A 20,277-nucleotide genomic window follows, 5' to 3' on the forward strand; every position below is an offset into this window, starting at 1 on the left:
GTGCCCATCCTGCAGTTAAAGACCAAACAACACCTTCGCCGCAACGGCGATTTGGTACACGATCTGCGTGATGCCTCGCGTGATCTCGACGTTCTTGGTCTCGATCTTCGGGAGCACCATGATCTCGTCGCCGGGCAGCACGGCAGCGTCCCTGCTGTCGGAGATGCTGCCGTCCTGACGCAGCACGATCAGCTTGGCATTGCCCTTCGCCTGGTTGAAGCCGCCTGCCCGCCGCACATAGTCCTCGGCAGTGAGCTTCGGCTCGTGCACCAGCGCATTGGGAAACAGCACTTCGCCACTGACCAGCACCAGGTTGCTTTGCTCCGGAATGCGAATGACGTCACCGTCTTCCAGCAAGGTGGACGCAGCATCGGGCGCCTGCGCGAGCACCACCTGGCCGCGCGGCTGCACCGTCCTGGCTCGCTGGATGAACTGCAGGATCAGCTCGGCCTCGCGGGTCCGCAAGGCCGCCTCCTCGCTGGTGGCACTGCGGGCCGTGAGGGCATAGGTCTCCAGGCTGCGCAAGGAACTCTCGAGCAATTCTTTCTGGCGGGAAGCGACCGATTTCCGGAACAGCTGGGCCGCTTCCGGCCTCGCCTGCGGAGCCGGCTTGAGCCGCGCCAGGGCGTCGCTCAACCGGGCACCGTAGGGCAGCACCAGCGTTCGCTCTCCCAGGTGGGCGCCTTCGATGCGAACCAGGATGGTCCCCGGGTACTTGTCCGAGGTGACGGTGACCTCGTCGCCGTCCTCGATCACCACGTCTGCAGCAGCACTCAAGGGGTGATATTCGCTGCGGCGCTCGGTACCCACCTTGCGGACGATGCTCAGGTGCGTCGAGCTGGGCCGTGGCCGGGCCATGGCGAGCAGCTCGCTGCCCTTGATGCGGCCGTTGTCGAATTCGAAGATATAGGGGTTGAGCACTTCACCGCTGACGAGGGCGGTGTGCTTGCGGGGATAGGCCACCACCGTATCGCCGTCCTGCAGTTGCAGGTGTTCGATCTGCCCGTCCAGCAGGAATCGGTAGAGGTTGAACTTCGCCCGCAGTTTCCCGGCGCGCAGCACGTCCACTTCGAGATAGCTGCCCCGGTCCGGGTCGATCCCGCCGGCCTGGTCGAGGTAATACAGCACCGAGTCGGACGACAGCCCGCCGTAGAGGCCCGGCGCGCGCACGAAGCCCGTGACATAGACCTTCACCGGCTGCGCAGCGGCGAGTGATGCATAGACGCCCACCGTGGACTTGAAGACCTTCTTGACCTGCGCTTCCACCTGCCGGTTCAGGTCGCCATTGCGGACGCCCAGGACCCGGATGGGGCCGACGTTCGGGATGAACAGATTGCCTTGTGCGTCCACTGGCTGGGTCGCGTCGAAGATGAAGGCGCCCCACATGCGGACGCTGACCCGGTCGCCCACCGCAATCTGGTAGTTGGGGTTGAAGCCGGAGAAGGGTACCGCGCCGAACCGGCCGGTGAAGATCTGGGAGCCGAACATCACCGGCTGCGCCGAGGTCAGCGGATTGGGCGGCAGCGGGGCGCTCATCAAGGCGGGTGCCGAGGCCGCGTTCGCCGGCACTGGCGCCACCGTGACAGGCTCGTTCACGGTGAGAGGCGGCGCCTGCGTGCCGAAAGCCGAGCCGCTTGCCGGCATGCCGCTGGCCGCCGTCCCGCGCTGCAGCGGGGGCATCTGCGTCACGCCGCGCGGCCCGGTCTGCAAGGGGTCAGCCACTGCCTGGGCGCTGGCCGGAGAGCGGCAGCACAGGACAACCAGCGCCACGGCCAGTGCTGCGCGCAGCGGCCGACCTGGGCCCCATGGGTTCAAGCGGACGGGTTGGCAGCAGCTCATGGCAGTCAATCCTGGTGGTCCTGGATGGTGGCGACGACAAGCCGGCTCACGCCGTAGATCAGGCAGCACACGATGAACAGCGTCACCAGGTTGTAGGCACGCCTCGGATACGCGGCAATCTCGGGCCGTGCCGGTGGCTCGATCACCACCAGGCTCTTGAGCTTGCGTGTCGCGTCGATGCGGGCGTTCTCCACCGCCGACAAGGCCAGCTTGTAGGCGTCCTCCGCGAAGCCCGCCTGCAACGTGAGATCCCGGAAACGAGCAGCCTGGTCGGTGAGTCGAGCGTCGTCGCTGCTCGCGGTGGCGCGCAGCCGCTCCTCGTCGAGCTGCTTGCGCAACGCTTCCACCTGGTGACGCACCGCCTGCACCTGGAACGAGTCTTCATTCAGGAAGCTGCGCAGGTTCCGCAGTTCCGCTTCCTGACGCGCCAGGCCGGCCTGCAATTCGGCCACCAGGGCGCCACTGGCCTGCGCCTGCGCCATCGGATCGAGCTGCCGGTTCTTGGCCTGGAAGGCCAGCACTTGGCTCTTGGCTCCCTGCAGCCGCTGCTCGGCACGCTTCAACTCCTCTTCGGCGAAAGCCATCTGCTCACGCGCCATGCGTTGCGAGAAGGCGTTGACGAACTTCTCGCTCTCTTCCAGGATGGCCCGGTTCAACGCTTCTGCAAGTTGCGGTTCGAAGCCCTGTACGCGCACGGTCAACAGCGAAGAGACGTCGTCGAACAGCACCTCCACCCGGGCGCGGTAGTACGCCAGAAACCACTCCTGGCTGGCGCCGGGGTACAAGCGATAGAAGGGATCCATCCGCTCGGCTTCGAAGTGCTTGCGCAGCTTGAAGCGCTCGTCCAGACGCTTCAGCAGCGCCAGCGAATGGATGTACTCGCGCAGATACAGCGTGTCTTCGCGGGCCGGCGGGTTGACGCCTGCCAGCAGCAGGGCCGCCCCCGGTATGTTGACGGCATCCTGGTTGGCCCGCCGGACCGTGACGATCGACTCGCTGACGTACCGGTCAGCCGCCAGGAAGAGGTAGTACACGAGCGCCAGCACCATCGGCACGAGGATCAGTGCGATCTTCAGGCGCCGCGGCGTCAGGGCACGCACCGAGGTCATGCGGTCGCTCCCGTGCGCGGCCCAGCCGGTGAGGACAGCCCTTCCTGGTAGGCGGCAATGCCTTCCTTGACGTCCCGGTACAGCGTGGTGGCACCACGATTCACCAGCACGACGACATCGCAGTACTGCTCAATGTCCTTCATGTTGTGAGACACCAGGATGAGCTTCCCTTGCTGCAGTTTTGTCCGGAAGACGTCCTGGCTCTTTTTCTTGAACTGAGCATCACCGACAGCCATCACTTCGTCAATCAGGTAGTAGTCGAAGTCGAAGGCCATGCTGAGCCCGAAGGCGAGCCTCGAGCGCATGCCGGATGAATAGGACTTCACCGGCAGGTCGAAGTACTCGCCGATCTCGGCGAAGCTCTGGACGAAGCGCAGCTTCTCACGCATCGCTTCGCCGGTCGCACCGTAGATGCGGCAGACAAATTTGGCGTTGTCCCGACCCGTCAATGAGCCCTGAAACGCGCCGCCGAGGCCCACCGGCCAGGAGATGCTCTCGTCGGTGTGCACGTCCCCTGAATCAGGGGCGTCAATGCCACCGAGCAGTCGCATCAAGGTCGACTTGCCGGCACCGTTGGGGCCGATCAAACCGACGCTGGTGCCGCCTGGGAAGGTGAAGTTGAGGTTGCGGAAGACATATCTCCTGCCGTGCGGCGTGGGGTACGACTTGGTGAGATCCCTCAACTCGATCATCGGTGCTTCAGCTCGCCAGCAGTTGGTGCCGCCGTACCCGGTACAGGGCCAGGCCGGCACATACCGCCACCAGGGAGCACATGGCGAGGTAAGTCGCGCTCACCTGCGGCATGACGTGGTATTGCGGCAAGAAGTACCCGCGAGAAAGTTCGACCGCATGCAACACCGGATTCCACAGCACCCAGGACAGCAGCTCCGGCGGCAGGGCACTGACTGGAAACATCACAGCTGAAAGCAAATACAAGGGCATGAACAGGATCCGGATGAAGGCTCTCATGTTCGGAAGCTCGTCCGTCGCCACAGCAAACAGCAAGCCCACTCCAAATCCCAGCAGCGTCACCGAGGCGAGCACCGCCAGCAGTTGCAAGGGCTCGGCGGGCATCCACTGGAAGCCAAACCAGCCCAGCACGAACAGCATGCTCAAGGACACGACGCTATAGATCGCCACTTCAAGCATGGCGCGCGAGACCAGGGTGTCGAGCGGTTTGACCTGCCGGTAGCCGAACAGTCCTCGATTCGCGTCCACCGCGCTCATGAGTTGTAAAGCGAGGTTGCGGAAGGTGAAGAACGGAACGATCCCGACCAGCAGGAAGACCGGGAAATCGATGCCCGGCAACATGTGTCGACGCACTGCGCCGAAGACCAGCATCAGGAAAACCAAGTGGGCCAGGGGCTCCGCAAGAACCCAGAAGATGCCCAGCCAACGACCGCCAAAACGGCCCTTGGACTCCCGGACGAACAAGGCAAACAGAACAGCCCGCTGTACTTGCAGCGGAGTGCGTCTGGACAGCCGGCTCTCCTGCGGCTCGGTCATGCTGCCCCCTTTGGCCAAGATGCGGGCACGCTCGCCTGGGTCGGTCGAGCGCCTCCATGAGCCGGCATGCTCTTGTGCTGCCAACAGGGGCCACGCGCCTCCATGACACCACGGCGCAAGCGCCGACCAGGCGGAGTCGTGGAGCGGCCGGAAAGCAACGCCTCACTGGAGCCGCTCGGCATCAGATGGGACGATATCCCATCAACTGACATCTTTGCCATTGCTGTCTGGAAGCCCCTGTCGCCAACGCCGTTTCCGGCCTTTTTTCACGAACAGTGCCCGCAGACGGTCCCTCTAGAATGCTTCAGCCGTCTAATTCAATTCGTATCAAACCATGACAGTCGCGGGCCTGCGCTGACTGTCCGTAGCTGAAGTCATGCCCACTACCTCGCCCCTCGCCCAATCCTTCGTCCAGTTCTCTGTCGAGTCCGGCGTGCTCCGCTTCGGCGAGTTCAAGACCAAGGCAGGGCGGCTGTCGCCCTATTTCTTCAACGCCGGCCTGTTCAACGACGGCGCGAAGCTCGGCCGCCTGGCGGAGTTCTACGCCCGTCGCCTGCTCGACGCCGGCCTGCAGTTCGACATGCTGTTTGGCCCGGCCTACAAGGGCATCACCCTGGCAGCCGCCGTCTCCATCGAGCTGGCCCGCCTCGGCAAGAACGTGCCTTACGCCTACAACCGCAAGGAAGCCAAGGACCACGGCGAAGGCGGCACGCTGGTCGGTGCCCCGGTGGCAGGAAAGGTGCTGATCATCGACGACGTGATCTCCGCCGGCACCTCGGTGCGCGAATCCATCACCATGATCCAGGCCGCAGGCGCCACGCCCTGCGGCGTCGCCATCGCGCTCGACCGACAGGAAAAGGCGACGGAAAACGGCAACGATGCCCCATATTCGGCAGTCCAGCAGGTCGAGCAACAGCTGGGTTTGCGTGTTTGCGCGATTGCCACCCTCACGGACTTGCTCCAGTATCTGCAGTCGAACGCAGATCCGCAGCTGGGCACGCATTTCGCAAGTGTGGCTGCCTATCGCGACCGCTACGGGGTGTAGGAACGCCTTGTGCAACGGTCGCCCAGCTGCCGCGGAGTACCTGAGTCATGCCGATCGAGTCTGGCTTCCTGCCAGGAATGCTGAACCCCCGGGGCCCCGTGCGGCCGCGAGTGCCGGCGGCTACCTTGCCGCAGTGCCAATGAGCCGCGTCGCCTCCCGCCCGGCTCCGTGCCGGGCCGCCGGCTGGCTGGGCGCCGCCGCGCTGGCCCTGCTGTGCCTGCCCGCAGCAGCCCAGGGCATCTACACCTGCACCGACGCCAAGGGCCGCAAGCTGACCTCCGACCGGCCCATCATCGAATGCCTGGACCGCGAGCAGCGCGTGATGAACAAGGACGGCTCCACCCGCAGTGTGCTGCCGCCCAGCCTCACCGCCGACGAGCGCGCCGACCTGGAAGCCAAGGAACGCCGGCGTGCCCAGGAACGCATGGCCCTGCAGGACGCGGTACGGCGCGACCGCCTGCTGCTGTCGCGCTACCCCACCGAAGCCGAGCACCGCGCGGCCCGCGAGGCGGCGCTGGACGATGTGCGCCAGTCCATCAAAAACTCCGAGCGTCGGATCGCCGAGCTGGAAAAGGAGCGCAAGCCGCTGCTGGCGGAATCGGAGTTCTACAAAGGCAAGCCGCTGCCCGGCAAGCTGAAACAGTCCATGGAATTTGTCGACGTGGCGGTGGACGCACACAAGACGCTGATCCAGAACCAGCAGTCCGAACTGCAGCGCATCAACTTCATCTTCGACCAGGAGTTGGAGCGGCTGCGCCGCCTGTGGGCCGGTGCAGCGCCGGGCACGCTGCCGCCGTCGCCGGCAGACGACGGCAAGGCCACCACCGGCGGCCGCTCGCGCTGACCCCCGGCGCTGGCCCTACCTCGCCGTGGAGCCAGCGCCAGCACCCAGCCGGCCGGCACGCCGGCCTGCCGGTGCATGCAAGCGAGGGCCGTGCGGAGACGGCCACCCGCCTCAGGCGCCGAGCTTCTTCCTCAGCAGCTCGTTGACCACGGCCGGGTCGGCCTTGCCCTTGGTGGCCTTCATTGCCTGGCCCACCAGCGCGTTGAAGGCCTTTTCCTTGCCGGCGCGGAATTCCTCCACCGACTTGGTGTTGGCCGCCAGCACATCGTCCAGCATCGCATCCAGCGCACCGGTGTCCGACACCTGCTTCAATCCCTTGGCCTCGATGAGCGCGTCGACATCGCTGCCCTCGCCGCTCCACAAGGCGTCGAACACCTGGCGGGCGCCGTTGTTCGAGATGGTGCGGTCGGCAATGCGGCCGATCAGCTGCGCCAGCGTCCGCGCCTGCACCGGGCTGTCGGCCAGCTCCCGGCCTTCGGCATTGAGCCGCCGCGAGACTTCGCCCATCAGCCAGTTGGCCACCAGCTTGGGCGCGCCGCAGGCGCGCGCCGCGGCCTCGAAGTAAGCACCGAAGGCCTTGCTCTGCGTCATCATCGTCGCGTCATAGGCCGGCAGCCCGTAGTCGCGCTGGAAACGCTCGGCCATCACTCGCGGCAGCTCCGGCATCTCGGCCTTGACCCGCTCCACCCAGTCGGGGGCGATCACCAGCGGCGGCAGATCCGGGTCCGGGAAATAGCGGTAGTCGTGCGCATCTTCCTTGGTGCGCATTGCGCGCGTCTCGCCGCTGTCGGGGTCGAACAGCACGGTGGCCTGCACGATCTCGTGGCCGTCCTCGATCTGGTCGATCTGCCACTGGATTTCGGCATCGATCGCCTGCTGCAGGAAGCGGAAGCTGTTCAGGTTCTTGATCTCGCGCCGCGTGCCCAGCGGCGCGCCGGGCTTGCGCACCGAGACGTTGGCATCGCAGCGGAAAGAGCCTTCCTGCATGTTGCCGTCGCAAATGCCCAGCCACACCACCAGCGCGTGCAGCGCCCGGGCGTACTCGGTGGCCTCCTGGCTGCTGCCCATCTCCGGCTCCGAGACGATCTCCAGCAGCGGGGTGCCGGCCCGGTTCAGGTCGATGCCGGTCTGGCCGTGGTAGTCCTCGTGCAGCGACTTCCCGGCGTCCTCCTCGAGGTGGGCCCGAGTCAGCCGCACGGTGTGCGCCTGGTCGCCGACGTAGAACTGCACCTGGCCGCCCTGCACCACCGGGATCTCGTACTGGCTGATCTGGTAGCCCTTGGGCAGGTCCGGGTAGAAGTAGTTCTTGCGCGCGAAGATCGAGCGCGGCGCCACCGTGGCGCCCACCGCGAGCCCGAAGCGGATCGCCCGCTCCACCGCCGCCTTGTTCATCACCGGCAGGGTGCCGGGCAGCGCCAGGTCGACCGCGCTGGCCTGCGTGTTGGGTGCGGCGCCGAAAGCGGTGCTGGCACCCGAGAAGATCTTGGACTGGGTGGACAGCTGGGCGTGGGTCTCGAGGCCGATCACCACCTCGTAGCCGCGCACCAGCTTGCTGTTCGTGCTTGTGCTCATGTCAGATGCCCTCCGGGCTGCGGAGGTGCCAGTCGGTCGCCTGCTGGAAGGCATGTGCGGCGTGCAGCAGCTCGCCTTCCTGCCAGTAGTTGCCGATCAGTTGCAGCCCCACCGGCATGCCGCCTTCGCCGAAGCCGGCCGGCACGCTCATGCCGGGCAGGCCGGCCAGGCTGCCGGGCAGCGTGAAGATGTCGGCCAGGTAATTGGCCACCGGGTCGCTCTTGCCGCCGATGGGCCAGGCCACGGTCGGCGAGACCGGGCCAGCGATCAGGTCGCACTGCGCGAAGGCCGCCTGGAAGTCGTCGGCAATCATGCGGCGCAGCTTCTGCGCCTGCAGGTAGTAGGCGTCGTAGTAGCCGTGGCTCAGCACGTAGGTGCCGATCATGATGCGGCGCTTGACCTCCGGGCCGAAGCCCTCGGCGCGCGACTTCTTGTACATCTCCAGCAGGCCCTTGTAGTCCTTGGCCCGGTGCCCGTAGCGCACGCCGTCGAAGCGGCTGAGGTTCGAGCTGGCCTCGGCCGGCGCGATGATGTAGTACACCGGAATGGCCAGCTCGGTGCGCGGCAGCGACACGTCCACCAGGGTCGCGCCCAGCTTCTCGTATTCGGCCAGCGCAGTGCGCAGGGCCTGGGCCACGTCGGCGGCCACGCCCTCGCCGAAGAACTCCTTCGGCAGGCCGATGCGCAGGCCTTTCAGGGGTTGCGCCGCATCGGCGCCGTGGCGCGGCGCGCGCAGGAGGGCGGCGTAGTCCTCCACCGGCCGGTCGGCCGAGGTGGCGTCACGCTCGTCGAAGCCGCTCATGGCCTGCAGCAGCAGCGCGCAGTCCTCGGCGCTGCGCGCCAGCGGGCCGGCCTGGTCCAGGCTGGAGGCGAAGGCGATCATGCCGTAGCGCGAGCAGCGGCCGTAGGTCGGCTTGATGCCGGTGACGTTGCACAGCGCGGCCGGCTGGCGCACCGAGCCGCCGGTGTCGGTGCCGGTGGCCGCCGGCACAAGGCCCGCCGCCACCGCGGCCGCGGAGCCGCCGGAAGAGCCGCCGGTGATGCGGCTGCGGTCCCACGGATTGCGCGCCACGCCGTAGGCCGAGTTCTCGTTGCTGCCGCCCATCGCGAATTCATCGCAGTTGAGCTTGCCCAGCGTCACGCCGCCGGCCGCGGCCAGCTTGTCCACCACGGTGGCATTGAAGGGGCTGCGGTAGCCTTCCAGCATGCGCGAGGCGGCGGTGCTCGGGAAGTCGGTGGTGACGAAGATGTCCTTGTGCGCCAGCGGCACGCCCAGCAGCGGGCCGGTTTCACCGCGGGCCCGCCGGGCATCGGCCGCCTCGGCCTGGCGCAGGGCCACGTCGGCGTCGGTGCAGAGAAAAGCCCCCAACTGTTCCTGCTCGGCAACCCGTGCAAGCAGATGCTTCGTCAATTCGGTGCTGGAAACCGCCTTGGCGTCCAGCTGGCGGCCGAGTTCGGCCACCGTCATACGGTGCAGTTCCATCGTCGCCGCCCTCACTCGATGACCTGGGGAACCAGGAAGAGGCCGTCTTCCACCGCCGGGGCGCTGCGCTGGTTCAGCTCGCGCCGATCGGCTTCGGTGACGGTGTCCTCGCGCAGCCGCAAAGCCACGTCCTGCACCGCCGACAGCGGGGTGTAGAGCGGCTCCACCCCGGTGGTGTCGACCGCCCTCATCTGTTCGACGATGGAGAAAAAATCGTTGAGCTGCTGCAGCATCGCCGCCTCTTCGTCGCGGCTCAGCTCCAGCCGGGCGAGGTTGGCGATCTTGCTGACGACGTCTGAAGTCAGGGCCATGTAAATTAGTTCGGTTTTGCGTGGTTCCCGCGAGGATGGGCGCGGGTGGGATCGGGTATTATCGCGCGTTATCCACAGCCGGCCTGATCGCTACGCTGCAGGGGTCGCCCCGTGCACCCGCTGCGCACGAACAGAGCCGGTTTCGTGCTGAAGAGCGCGCAAAAGGCGGCGAACGACGCGGCCTTTGGCGGTCCCGGAGATAACCCGAAAAATCCTTCGTCCCCCCGGCCCAATGCCAGTTGCTCACAGCCGGGGCGGACCTCGCGAAAGAACATGTTCGAATCCATTCGTCGCTACTTCTCGACGGACCTCGCCATTGACCTGGGCACCGCCAACACGCTGATCTACGTGCGCGGCAAGGGCATCGTGCTGGACGAGCCGTCGGTGGTTGCCATCCGCCACGAAGGCGGCCCCAACGGCAAGAAGACCATCCAGGCGGTCGGCGCCGAGGCCAAGGCCATGCTCGGCAAGGTGCCCGGCAACATCGAAGCCATCCGCCCGATGAAGGACGGCGTCATCGCCGACTTCACCGTGACCGAGCAGATGCTCAAGCAGTTCATCAAGATGGTCCACCCGCGCTCGGTGCTCAAGCCGAGTCCGCGGATCATCATCTGCGTGCCCTGCGGTTCGACCCAGGTCGAGCGGCGCGCCATCCGCGAATCCGCCCTTGGCGCCGGTGCCTCCGAGGTCTACCTGATCGAGGAGCCCATGGCGGCCGCCATCGGCGCCGGCCTGCCGGTCTCCGAAGCGTCGGGTTCCATGGTGGTGGACATCGGCGGCGGCACCACCGAGGTGGGTGTGATCTCGCTGGGCGGCATGGTCTACAAGGGCAGCGTGCGCGTCGGCGGTGACAAGTTCGACGAAGCCATCATCAACTACATCCGCCGCAACTACGGCATGTTGATCGGTGAGCCGACGGCCGAAGCCATCAAGAAGGAAATCGGCTCGGCCTTCCCTGGCTCCGAGGTCAAGGAGATGGAAGTCAAGGGCCGCAACCTCTCCGAGGGCGTGCCGCGCAGCTTCACCATCTCCAGCAACGAGATCCTCGAAGCCCTGACCGACCCGCTGAACCAGATCGTCTCCAGCGTGAAGAACGCCCTGGAGCAGACGCCGCCCGAGCTGGGCGCGGACATCGCCGAGCGCGGCATGATGCTCACCGGCGGCGGCGCGCTGCTGCGCGACCTCGACCGCCTGCTGGCCGAGGAAACCGGCCTGCCGGTGCTGGTGGCCGAAGACCCGCTGACCTGCGTGGTGCGCGGCTGCGGCATGGCGCTGGAGCGCATGGAGCGGCTGGGCGCGATCTTCACGTCGGAGTGATCCGACACCACACGCCGTATGCTTGACGTCGAGGCGGCCTTGCCGGTGCGCACGCCAGTCCGCACCCCAGGGCGGCGGCCGGCCGCCGCAGCGGCCGGGCGTGCCGAGACGCGCGCGCCCGAGCTTCACTCGACTGGTGGCCCTGACGGCCGCCCTGCCCGGTGACCTGCCATGCCACTCGGCACCATTGACCGCACGCCGCCGCCCTTCTTCAAGCAGGGGCCGTCGGCGCTGACGCGGCTGATGTTCTTCTCAGCACTTGCGTTTTTCCTGATGGTGGCCGACACGCGGCTCAACATCACCCAGCCGCTGCGTGCGGTGGTGGCCACCGTGCTGCACCCGGTGCAGCGCTCCCTGCTCGTGCCGGTAACCTTCATGCGCAACGGGGGCGACTACCTGCGCGGCCTGAACGAGGCGCTCGCCAAGGAAGAAGCGGCCCAGCGCCAGCTCTCCGAGCAGGCCCAGCGCGTGGCGCGGGTGGAGCTGCTGGAGCAGGAGAACGCTCGCCTGCGCTCCCTCCTGGGCCTGCGACCGGCCGTGCCGGCGCGCACGCGGGCGGCCGAGGTGCTCTACGACGCGCCCGATCCCTTCAGCCGCAAGGTGGTGATCGACATTGGCAGCACCCACGGCGTGGCACGCGGTTCGCCGGTCATCGACGAAACCGGCGTGCTGGGTCAGGTCACGCGGGTCTACCCGCTGACCTCGGAAGTCACGCTGCTGACCGACAAGGATGCCGTGATCCCCACCCTCAACACCCGCACCATGGCCCGTGGCGTCGCGTATGGCGACGCTGCCAACGACGCCATGGAGCTGCGCTTCATGGCCACCAATGCGGATGTGCAGGAGGGTGACGTACTGAGCACCTCGGGCGTGGACGGCGTGTTCCCGCCCGGCCTCGCGGTGGCGAAAGTGGTCAAGGTCGACCGGCGTGCCGACTCGGCCTTCGCCAAGATCGCGCTGGCGCCGGTCAGCTCGCCAGCGAGCGCCCGCCATGTGCTGGTGCTGCAGCCCGTGGGCGACCAGCAGCCGTCGCGCCCGCAGCCCGAGCCGGCACCGGCGGCAGCCGCCACGCCCCACCCCAAGAAAGCGGGAGAACGCCGATGATGCCGCGCGGCGACCAGCTCTTGCTGCCCGTGAACCCGGGCTTCATCTGGTTTTCCTTGCTGTTTGCCTGCCTGGTGAACCTGATTCCGCTGGGCAAGACCACCGCGATGCCCGATCTGCTGGCGCTAACGCTGGTGTTCTGGAACGTGCACCAGCCGCGCCGGGTGGGTGTGGGCACCGCCTTCACCTTCGGCGTGATGATGGACGTGCACGATGCGGCGCTGCTTGGCCAGCATGCCTTGGCCTACACGCTGCTGAGCTTCTTCGCCATCACCATCCACCGCCGGCTGCTATGGTTCCCGGTGCTCTCGCAGGCCGTGCAGATCGTGCCGCTGTTCTTCGCGGCACATGCGGTGTCGGTACTTATTCGCTTGTTGGCAGGCGGCGTGTTTCCCGGCTGGGAACTGCTGCTGGCGCCGGCATTCGAAGCCCTGCTGTGGCCGCTGGCCACCTGGCTGTTGCTGGCCCCCCAGCGCCGCCCGCCCGATCCGGACCAGAACCGGCCCCTCTAGTCTGCAGCTGATGGCTGAAAGGCCGCCCCCGTCGTGACCGAACTCAAGAACGTCGAGCTGGAGCTGTCGCGCTTTCGCGCGAGGCTGTTGTTCGCCGGGGCCATGGTGCTGGTGTGCTTTGGCCTGATCTTCGCGCGCTTGGCCTATCTGCAGGTGCTGCGCTACGACGAACTCTCGACGCGTGCCGAGAACAACCGCATCTCGGTGGTGCCCATCGTGCCCAACCGCGGCCTCATCCTCGACCGCAATGGCGTGGTGCTGGCCAACAATTACTCGGCCTACACCCTCGAGCTGACACCTTCGAAGATCGAGGACCTGGACGCCACCATCGACGAGCTGTCCGGCGTCATCAGCGTCTCGCAGGCCGACCGCCGGCGCTTCAAGCGGCTGATGGACGAGTCCAAGAGCTTCGAGTCGCTGCCGCTGCGCACCCGGCTGAGCGACGAGGAAGTGGCCCGCTTCGCCGTGCAGCGCTACCGCTTCCCGGGCGTCGACATCAAGGCCCGCCTTTTCCGCAACTACCCCCTTGGCGAAGTCGGCGCTCACGTCATCGGCTACATCGGCCGCATCAACCAGGCGGAAAAGGCCAAGATCGACGATTCCGAAGACGCCGCCAACTACCGGGGCACCGACTACATCGGCAAGCTGGGCATCGAGCAGAGCTACGAGCGCGAGTTGCACGGCATCACCGGCTTCGAGGAAGTCGAGACCAGCGCCGGCGGCCGCGCGGTGCGGCGACTGCGTTCCAGCCCGGCGACGCCGGGCAACACCGTGGTGCTGTCGATCGACATCAAGCTGCAAGCGCTGGTGGAGCAACTGTTCGGCAGCCGCCGCGGCGCGCTGGTGGCCATCGACCCCAAGACCGGCGAGTTGCTGGCCTTCGTCAGCAAGCCGAGCTTCGACCCCAATCTCTTCGTCGAGGGCATCGACGTCGAGAACTGGAAAGCGCTCAACGAATCCATCGACAAGCCGCTGCTGAACCGGGCGCTGCGCGGTACCTACCCGCCGGGCTCCACCTTCAAGCCCTTCATGGCCATCGCCGCGCTCAACAGCGGCAAGCGCGGCCCCTATGAAGCCATTCACGACAGCGGGACCTTCATGTTCGGCAACCACCGTTTCCGCAGCCATGGCGACGGCGGGCTCGGCATGGTCGACATGCACCGCTCCATCGTGAAGTCGAGCAACGTCTACTACTACTCGCTGGCCAACGAGATGGGGGTCGACCTGATGCACGAGCAGCTGGCGCCCTTCGGCTTCGGCCAGATCACCGGCATCGACATCGAGGGCGAAGTGCGCGGCGTGCTGCCCTCCACCGAGTGGAAGCGCCGTGCCTACAAGCGACCCGAACAGCAGAAGTGGTATGCCGGCGAAACGATCTCGCTGGGCATCGGCCAGGGCTACAACAGCTTCACCATGCTGCAGCTCTCGCACGCCCTGGCCACCCTGGTGTCCGGCGGCCAGCGCCACCGGCCGCACCTGGTGCGCGAGATCCGCGACGTCGTGACGCGGGAACGCCGGGTGGTGGGTGCCGAGCCGATCGAGCCGCTGCCGCTCAAGCCCGAGCACGTCGACGTGGTGCGCCGCGCCATGTACGGCGTGACGCAGGAGGGCACCTCGACCCGCGTCTTCCATGGCGCGGCCTACCAGAGCGGCGGCAAGACGGGCACCGCCCAGGCGGTGGGCGTGCGCCAGAACGAGCGCTACAACGCCTCGCGGGTGGCCGAATACCTGCGTGACCATTCGCTCTACACCGCCTTCGCGCCGGTGGATGATCCCAAGATCGCGCTGGCGGTGATCGTCGAGAACGCCGGCTTCGGCGCCCAGGCCGCCGCGCCCATTGCGCGCCGGGTGCTCGACTACTGGCTGACCGGTGCATATCCGAGCGAAGAAGACATGGCCGCCACGCGGCGCGGCGAATCGTCGTCGCCGGTCGGCACGCCGCGCGTGGCGGCCCAGGTGCCGCTGCCTGCACCGGTCGCCGCCCTGCCGTCCACCGGCGCGAGCGCCGCTGCACCGGCTTCCGCGGCCGTCGTGCCGAGCGGTGCGGATGTGCCCCTCATCGCCACCGCGCCGGCCAGCGCACCGGCCGCCCCGCGTCCACGCGCCGCGGGCCCGGCGGCTGCCGCCAGCGCCGTGCCGCCAGCGCGTGCCGCGTCCGCGGCTGCACGGGCAGGCCCGGCGGGCGCAGGCGCTCGGTTGCAGCCGCCGGCTGCAGCCTCGTCTCCGGCACCGAGCCGGCCGCCCGCGCCCGCCACGCCGGCCTCCGCGGCAGCCTCCGGCATGCCGGCACGTGCCCCGGAGGCCCCTCCTGCTTCCCCGCCTGTCGTGGAGGAACGATGAACGTCGCGTTCAAGAAACCTTCGCCGTGGGCCGTCATCAAGCCGATGTTCCTCGGCTTCGACGGCTGGCTCGCACTGGCGGTGCTGCTGCTGTGCGGCGCGGGCCTGCTCATCATGTATTCCGCCGGCTTCGACCATGGCACCCGCTTTGTCGACCAGGGCCGCAACATGCTCATCGCGCTGGCGGTGGTCTTCGTGGTCGCGCAAATCTCGCCTCAGCGCCTGATGGCGATTGCCGTGCCGCTCTATGTCGTCGGCGTGCTGCTGCTGCTGGGTGTGGAGTTCATGGGCATCACCCGCAAGGGCGCCACGCGCTGGCTGAACATCGGCGTCACCGTCATTCAGCCGAGTGAGCTGCTCAAGATCGCGCTGCCCTTGATGCTCGCCTGGTGGTTCCAGCGGCGCGAAGGGCAGCTGCGGGTGCCGGACTTCCTGGTGGCCGCGACGATCCTCGCCGTGCCGGTGGGCCTGATCATGAAGCAGCCCGACCTCGGCACCTCCTTGCTGGTGCTGTCCGGCGGCCTCTATGTCATCTTCTTCGCCGGCTTGTCCTGGAAGCTCATCATCCCGGCCATCAGCGGTGCGGCGATCGCCATCACGGCCCTGGTGCTGTCGGAGGACAAGATCTGCGCACCCGGGGTCGAGTGGCCGGTGCTGCACGGCTACCAGAAGGGCCGCGTCTGCACACTGCTCGATCCGACCAAGGACCCGCTTGGCAAGGGCTTCCACACCTTGCAGGGCATGATCGCCATCGGCTCCGGCGGCGTTCACGGCAAGGGTTTCATGAAGGGCACCCAGACCCATCTGGAGTTCATCCCCGAACGCACCACCGACTTCATCTTCGCGGCCTACTCCGAAGAGTTCGGCCTGGTCGGCAATGTGGCGCTGCTGCTCGGCTTCCTGTTCCTGATCTTTCGCGGGCTGATGATCGCCAGCGATGCGCCCACCTTGTTTGCCCGCCTTCTGGGCGGCGCGGTGACCCTGATCTTCTTCACCTATGCCTTCGTCAACATGGGCATGGTCAGCGGGGTGCTCCCAGTGGTCGGGGTGCCACTGCCCTTCATCAGCTATGGCGGCACCGCCCTCGTGACCCTCGGCATGGGCATCGGCATCCTGATGTCCATCGCCAAGAGCCGCCGCATGATGGTGTCCTGAACCGCCAGCTCAGCCGGCGCTGGCCGGCTGCAGCAGCCGCGCTTGCCGCAGCCGCCGATGGGTGGCGCGCGCATGCGGTACCCAGCCGCGCAGCTGCCAGCGCGCCGCCATCGTGAGGCCGCGCACCCATTCATCCGCGGCATAGGCGATCCACACGCCCGCCAGGCCCAGCCCGAAGTGCACGCCCAGCAACCAGGCGCCACCTGCCAGCACCAGGGCCATCGAGGCGGCGCCGGCGGCCACCGGGAAGCGCGCGTCACCGGTGGCCCGCAGCGCGTTGATGACCACCAGGTTGAAGGTGCGCCCCGGCTCCAGCAGCACCGTGATCCACAACAGCTGCCGGGCGGTGGCGATGATGTCCGGATCGTTCGTGAAGAGCCGCAGATACCAGGGCGCGGCAAGCGCGGCCAGCAGGGCGATGCCGGTGGACACCATCAGCCCCATCCGCAGGCTCTTGCGCACCAGCCGATGGGCCTCGTGCAGTTGCCCTGCACCCACCAGGTGGCCCACCAGGATCTCGCTGGCGAAGCCCACCGCCAGCCCGAACAGCAGGATGAAATACATCACCTGCATCGTGTAGCTGTGCGTGGCCAGCTGCGCCGTGCCCATGCGGGCGACGATCGCGATGCTGACCATCAGCGCCAGCCGGTAGGCGACGTTTTCCGCGGCGCCTGGCAGGCCGATGTGCAGCACCGGCCGCAGTCGCTGCCATTGCACCGCCCACCAGTCGCGCCGCAGTGGCACCAACTGCAGCCGCACCCGCCACAGCCACAGATGAAAGGCGAGGCCGAAGGCGCGGCTGAGCGTCATGGCGATTGCGTAACCCACCAGGCCCAGCGCCGGCAACGGTCCCCAGCCTGACATGAGCGGCAGGCACAGCAGCAGGTGCAGGCTGTGCATGGCCAGCATGTTGATGAGCGTGTCGCGTGCATGCAGGTGCGCCCGCATGACGGAGGCCATCGTCGCGTTGTACGCGTCCAGGGCCAGCGCCGCGGCGGCGGTCGTCAGGAACGGCACGGCCAGCGGTAACACGGCAGCCGGTGCGTTCATCCACCTCAGCAGCGACGGCGCCGACAACGCCACCACCGTGGCAGTGGCCCCGGCCATCCAGGAAGTGGCCGCCAGTGAGGCGCGCGCGGTTTCGTCAGCCGCCGCTCGACGTCCCGCCCCCAGGCTCTGGGTGATCACCACGCTGACGCCCATGCTGACCACCCGGAACAGGATGAAGAAGGCCGCGTGCAGGTGGTTCACCAGCGCGAACGCGCCCGAGGCCGCGTCGGAGATCCGCGAGGCCAGCCACAAGCCGGTCAGGCCCACTGCCATGCCCAGCAGGAGCTCCGCGAACAGCGGCCAGGTGAGTGTGAGCAAAGCAGGGCGCGGCAAGGCCGTCGCGGCGGAAGGAGAGGTCATCAAGGCAGGCAGGAGCAGGCAGCGGGCCGGGCGCCAAGGGGGATCCCCCTACGGTGGCAGGGCGCGCCGGGGCAAGCGCAGGGAACACCAAAGCGTGCGCATTGTCGCGACGTAACCCGCTTGTTCCTCACCGGACCGAGAAAGCCGGCAGTTAGTTTGTTGCGCGCACGAAATCGCCGCGAGATGGGCGGAGCAGTCGGAAAAACTGCATCAAAATGAGCAGGATCGGCCGCTCACCGTCAACTCGTGAGACAGTCCTGGCGAGCTCCGGTTGGGGAGTTCTCCCTAATCTTAGGGACCGTTTCGGCAGCTCCCAGTTGCGCTCCGGCCACAGATGTCAATCTTGCCGTAGAGGGCAATCGGCACCGTGGCGTGCGTCGTCACCCTCGCTTCAGATCCGCCCATGCCGCGCACCGGCCGGCCGTTCCACCGGCCATCCCTCGGCACCGTGGACAAGCAGCCGGTGCACCGCTTCTGCAGCGATGGTTTCGGCAATCATTTGTCCGGCGGAGGCGAAGGGTTCCGCACCGAAGGCGAGGACCTTGGCGCGCTTGCGATCCAGGCGGATGTTGTCGAAGGCCCCGCTCGCGGCCTCGTGCTGGCGATGCGGCTGCCCGAGGCGCAGCAGTACGGTGTCGCCGGCCTTCACCGGTTCCCCGGCCAGTACCGCATCCTCCACCACCAGGCGGTAGGCACTGGCAAGCGGCGGCTCGGCGCGCAAAACCTCGCGCACCGCCATCGGCACCAGGGCCGGCTCGGACTGGGTCAGCTGCAACAACTCGGCATGCCGCCGCAGCGCCGTGAGGGTGCTGCCGATCAGCGCCGCCGTCGCGGCATGCAGTTCGCAATACAGCAGGGCGAGCTGCGTGATCGCCGGGCGGTGGGGCAAGTCGGGACGACGCAGTGCCAGGGCCTTGAGCCGGGTCAACAGGTCCAGGGCCTGGGGGCCGCTTCGGGGTGCCGCCCCCAGGCTGCCGAGGTAGCGCACCATATCCTCGGCAGCGCGCCGGCCGGCCTGGCGGGGGTGAGGCGCCGCACGGCCCGGCTGCCAGGGGAGCCGGCTGCAGGCCCAGCCACTGAAGCGGTCGAGGTCGCAGGCGGGCACGCCGAACAGCAGGCCCAGCGCTCGCGCCGGCACCATCACGCCGTAGCACCAGAGGGAGGCGGGCTCGTGCACCGCCTCCCTGCGCGGGCGCTCGCACACCGCGCAAGTGCGGGCGAGTTCGCGCACCTGGCTTGGCAGGATGCCCTCGAACAAGGCGATCACGGCCTGGTCCAGTCCGTGCAGACGCTGCGTCCCGCGCGGCCAGGCCGGCTGGATCGTCCCGCCGTCCCGGGGCAGGGCGCACAGCGCTGCGAGCAGGCGCGACGCGGCCGAGGGCCGGCAAGCCGGATGGCCCAGCACCTCATCCACCAGCGCACCGCCGGTCGCCACCCACAGCTTGAGCGTGGCATCGAACTGCAGGCTGCAGCGCTCGCGCCAGCGGGGATGCCGTGGCAGCGACGCGGCGGGCGCTGGCACATGCGGCAGCGCGGCGGATGACAGAGAGGCGGGTACTGGCACTTCTTGTCGACGCTGGCGAGCGAGCAGTCAGGACGATGTAGCGAGGCAGGACCAGGGCGAGATGGGATCGGTGGCCGTCAGGTGAACAGCGATCGGTGGACCGAAGGCGCCGGCAAGGGCACGCCCGGCCGCGGAACACCTGCCGCCGGGGGCACCCGCGGAGCGACGCCATGACGCAAGAGGTGAAGCGACTCCCGGTCCACCTCGATCCAGCAGGCGAACAAGGGCCGTCCCTCGAACAGCACCGGCGGTCCTGCGCGGTGCGCGTGCACGCCGAGCCGACGCAACAGGCGCTCGATGCCGAGCGGCGACACCGTGATGAAGCGCTTCACGCCCTGCCGCATGGCGAATTCGAAAGCCGCCGCGAGCAGTTGCTCCGCCAAGTTGATCTCCGTCACCTGCGACAGCCGTTGAGGTGAGCTGCAATCCATCGCCGCGAAGCGCGACAGCTCCCAGATCTCCTCGCCCGCGGGAGGCGGCTCACGCAGCAGCTGCGGAAAGACCTTGGCCAGCAGGTAGGCCCCGGTCGTCGGCAGCAGCCGGGCGCATCCCTGGATCTGCGACCGTTCGTTCCGGGCGATGACATACGCCGTGTCCGGCCCGTCGAACTCGTCCAGCTCGGCCCGGTTCTTCGCCGGGAGGCTCCAGCCGAGGGTCTCGACAAATACCCGGTATCGGTAGGCCGCCAGCTCGCCAAGCGTGCTGCGCGGCAGACTGGCGCCGGTTCCGCAAATGATCTCCACAGGCTCCTCCACCATCGGCTTCCTTTTCAGGAGCCGCAGATTTCAGTTCACGCCCCTCCCTGGGGCAACTGCTAGGACTATCAGAACGAAAAGACCGTCTATCGGCTCTTAACGCTCATTCGTCATTGAACTTCGTCGATCCTGACAACTTAGACACTACTCACTGAAAAGCAGCCCCCCTACGATCCAGGCTGCCTGTCCAGGAACAGAACAGAAGCGAAGCGAAGCGAACGGGCGCGAAAGCGCCGCACCCGCCCCTCCCCACCTTTCAGCCGAGCTTTCATGACGAGGACATTCCGTACGGGCCGCCGGTTCGGTTCCGGGCGGCATCGGACTTCGTGCAGCGGTGCCTCCCCGCCTCCGGAGGCAATACCGCCCCTCTGGACCGACGAGAGCCAGCCGGCCACCTGCTGGCCGGAGGCCT

General features: G+C 67.5%; 17 protein-coding genes. 7 read left to right on the forward strand and 10 right to left on the reverse strand.

What is annotated here, in order from left to right; all coding sequences use genetic code 11:
- Positions 1-15: 15 nt before the first annotated feature.
- The 4 genes from N7L95_RS14845 to N7L95_RS14860 form a co-directional block, all read right to left on the reverse strand.
- Positions 16-1,770, reverse strand: coding sequence for a polysaccharide biosynthesis/export family protein (locus N7L95_RS14845; protein ID WP_301256022.1), 1,755 nt, complete (start codon positions 1,768-1,770; stop codon positions 16-18).
- Positions 1,771-1,844: 74 nt separating this feature from the next.
- Positions 1,845-2,948, reverse strand: a complete 1,104-nt coding sequence (locus N7L95_RS14850) for a KpsE/RkpR family capsule polysaccharide export protein (protein ID WP_301256023.1) — start codon at positions 2,946-2,948, stop codon at positions 1,845-1,847.
- Positions 2,945-3,640: an ABC transporter ATP-binding protein gene (locus N7L95_RS14855; protein ID WP_301256024.1), complete on the reverse strand. Its 696-nt coding sequence runs from the start codon at positions 3,638-3,640 to the stop codon at positions 2,945-2,947. Before N7L95_RS14855 ends, N7L95_RS14850 begins: the two co-directional genes overlap by 4 nt.
- 7 nt (positions 3,641-3,647) lie before the next feature.
- Entirely contained in the window at positions 3,648-4,454 is an 807-nt protein-coding gene (locus N7L95_RS14860; protein ID WP_301256025.1) for an ABC transporter permease, read from the reverse strand.
- A 376-nt stretch (positions 4,455-4,830) separates the two neighbouring features.
- Here N7L95_RS14860 and pyrE point away from each other — a divergent pair, with 376 nt between their 5' ends.
- Positions 4,831-5,499, forward strand: a complete 669-nt coding sequence (pyrE, locus tag N7L95_RS14865; RefSeq protein ID WP_301256026.1) for an orotate phosphoribosyltransferase — start codon at positions 4,831-4,833, stop codon at positions 5,497-5,499.
- Between the two features lie 139 nt (positions 5,500-5,638).
- Positions 5,639-6,343: a DUF4124 domain-containing protein gene (locus N7L95_RS14870; protein ID WP_301256027.1), complete on the forward strand. Its 705-nt coding sequence runs from the start codon at positions 5,639-5,641 to the stop codon at positions 6,341-6,343.
- Positions 6,344-6,454: 111 nt separating this feature from the next.
- Here N7L95_RS14870 and gatB read toward each other — a convergent pair whose 3' ends face one another.
- Genes gatB through gatC form a run of 3 tightly spaced genes read right to left on the reverse strand, consistent with a single transcriptional unit; the run spans position 6,455 to position 9,709 of the window.
- Positions 6,455-7,915 (reverse strand): Asp-tRNA(Asn)/Glu-tRNA(Gln) amidotransferase subunit GatB, encoded by a 1,461-nt coding sequence (gatB, locus tag N7L95_RS14875; protein WP_301256028.1) that lies wholly within the window; start codon positions 7,913-7,915, stop codon positions 6,455-6,457.
- Position 7,916: 1 nt separating this feature from the next.
- Positions 7,917-9,398 (reverse strand): Asp-tRNA(Asn)/Glu-tRNA(Gln) amidotransferase subunit GatA, encoded by a 1,482-nt coding sequence (gatA, locus tag N7L95_RS14880; protein ID WP_301256029.1) that lies wholly within the window; start codon positions 9,396-9,398, stop codon positions 7,917-7,919.
- An 11-nt stretch (positions 9,399-9,409) separates the two neighbouring features.
- Complete coding sequence (gene gatC / locus N7L95_RS14885; protein WP_301256030.1) at positions 9,410-9,709, reverse strand: Asp-tRNA(Asn)/Glu-tRNA(Gln) amidotransferase subunit GatC; 300 nt, start codon at positions 9,707-9,709, stop codon at positions 9,410-9,412.
- A 273-nt stretch (positions 9,710-9,982) separates the two neighbouring features.
- On the opposite strand from gatC, the gene N7L95_RS14890 reads away from it, so the two are divergent.
- The 5 genes from N7L95_RS14890 to rodA all read left to right on the forward strand — a co-directional run bounded on the left by N7L95_RS14890 (position 9,983) and on the right by rodA (position 16,136).
- The gene (locus N7L95_RS14890; RefSeq protein WP_251777342.1) at positions 9,983-11,026 is read left to right on the forward strand and encodes a rod shape-determining protein; all 1,044 of its coding nucleotides are present in this window, start codon (positions 9,983-9,985) and stop codon (positions 11,024-11,026) included.
- A 171-nt stretch (positions 11,027-11,197) separates the two neighbouring features.
- On the forward strand, positions 11,198-12,130 hold the full coding sequence (gene mreC / locus N7L95_RS14895) for a rod shape-determining protein MreC (RefSeq protein WP_301256031.1): 933 nt from the start codon (positions 11,198-11,200) through the stop codon (positions 12,128-12,130).
- A complete protein-coding gene (mreD, locus tag N7L95_RS14900) occupies positions 12,127-12,642 on the forward strand; it encodes a rod shape-determining protein MreD (protein ID WP_301256032.1) in 516 nt (171 codons plus the stop codon). Before mreC ends, mreD begins: the two co-directional genes overlap by 4 nt.
- A gap of 33 nt (positions 12,643-12,675) precedes the next feature.
- Positions 12,676-14,982, forward strand: a complete 2,307-nt coding sequence (mrdA, locus tag N7L95_RS14905; protein ID WP_301256033.1) for a penicillin-binding protein 2 — start codon at positions 12,676-12,678, stop codon at positions 14,980-14,982.
- On the forward strand, positions 14,979-16,136 hold the full coding sequence (gene rodA / locus N7L95_RS14910) for a rod shape-determining protein RodA (protein ID WP_301256034.1): 1,158 nt from the start codon (positions 14,979-14,981) through the stop codon (positions 16,134-16,136). The genes mrdA and rodA overlap by 4 nt, the downstream gene beginning before the upstream one ends.
- Before the next feature lie 9 nt (positions 16,137-16,145).
- Here the strand turns inward: rodA and N7L95_RS14915 are convergent, their stop codons facing one another.
- The 3 genes from N7L95_RS14915 to N7L95_RS14925 form a co-directional block, all read right to left on the reverse strand.
- Positions 16,146-17,546 carry an MATE family efflux transporter gene (locus N7L95_RS14915; protein ID WP_301256035.1) on the reverse strand — a complete coding sequence of 467 codons (1,401 nt, stop codon included), beginning with the start codon at positions 17,544-17,546 and terminating at the stop codon, positions 16,146-16,148.
- A 391-nt stretch (positions 17,547-17,937) separates the two neighbouring features.
- On the reverse strand, positions 17,938-19,068 hold the full coding sequence (locus N7L95_RS14920; RefSeq protein WP_301256036.1) for a cytochrome P450 family protein: 1,131 nt from the start codon (positions 19,066-19,068) through the stop codon (positions 17,938-17,940).
- Between the two features lie 119 nt (positions 19,069-19,187).
- Complete coding sequence (locus N7L95_RS14925; RefSeq protein WP_301256037.1) at positions 19,188-19,868, reverse strand: acyl-homoserine-lactone synthase; 681 nt, start codon at positions 19,866-19,868, stop codon at positions 19,188-19,190.
- Positions 19,869-20,277 lie beyond the last annotated feature (409 nt).

Origin of the sequence: Eleftheria terrae, from assembly GCF_030419005.1 — a bacterium.
Taxonomy (GTDB): Bacteria; Pseudomonadota; Gammaproteobacteria; order Burkholderiales; family Burkholderiaceae_C; genus Caldimonas; species Caldimonas terrae.

Bases quoted from the DNA above. Each gene is read 5' to 3' on its own strand.
- N7L95_RS14850 (WP_301256023.1), bottom strand. From the start codon at position 2,948: ATGACCTCGGTGCGTGCCCTGACGCCGCGGCGCCTGAAGATCGCACTG.
- N7L95_RS14855 (WP_301256024.1), bottom strand. From the start codon at position 3,640: ATGATCGAGTTGAGGGATCTCACCAAGTCGTACCCCACGCCGCACGGC.
- N7L95_RS14860 (WP_301256025.1), bottom strand. From the start codon at position 4,454: ATGACCGAGCCGCAGGAGAGCCGGCTGTCCAGACGCACTCCGCTGCAA.
- pyrE (WP_301256026.1), top strand. From the start codon at position 4,831: ATGCCCACTACCTCGCCCCTCGCCCAATCCTTCGTCCAGTTCTCTGTC.
- N7L95_RS14870 (WP_301256027.1), top strand. From the start codon at position 5,639: ATGAGCCGCGTCGCCTCCCGCCCGGCTCCGTGCCGGGCCGCCGGCTGG.
- gatB (WP_301256028.1), bottom strand. From the start codon at position 7,915: ATGAGCACAAGCACGAACAGCAAGCTGGTGCGCGGCTACGAGGTGGTG.
- gatA (WP_301256029.1), bottom strand. From the start codon at position 9,398: ATGGAACTGCACCGTATGACGGTGGCCGAACTCGGCCGCCAGCTGGAC.
- gatC (WP_301256030.1), bottom strand. From the start codon at position 9,709: ATGGCCCTGACTTCAGACGTCGTCAGCAAGATCGCCAACCTCGCCCGG.
- N7L95_RS14890 (WP_251777342.1), top strand. From the start codon at position 9,983: ATGTTCGAATCCATTCGTCGCTACTTCTCGACGGACCTCGCCATTGAC.
- mreC (WP_301256031.1), top strand. From the start codon at position 11,198: ATGCCACTCGGCACCATTGACCGCACGCCGCCGCCCTTCTTCAAGCAG.
- mreD (WP_301256032.1), top strand. From the start codon at position 12,127: ATGATGCCGCGCGGCGACCAGCTCTTGCTGCCCGTGAACCCGGGCTTC.
- rodA (WP_301256034.1), top strand. From the start codon at position 14,979: ATGAACGTCGCGTTCAAGAAACCTTCGCCGTGGGCCGTCATCAAGCCG.
- N7L95_RS14915 (WP_301256035.1), bottom strand. From the start codon at position 17,546: ATGACCTCTCCTTCCGCCGCGACGGCCTTGCCGCGCCCTGCTTTGCTC.
- N7L95_RS14925 (WP_301256037.1), bottom strand. From the start codon at position 19,868: ATGGTGGAGGAGCCTGTGGAGATCATTTGCGGAACCGGCGCCAGTCTG.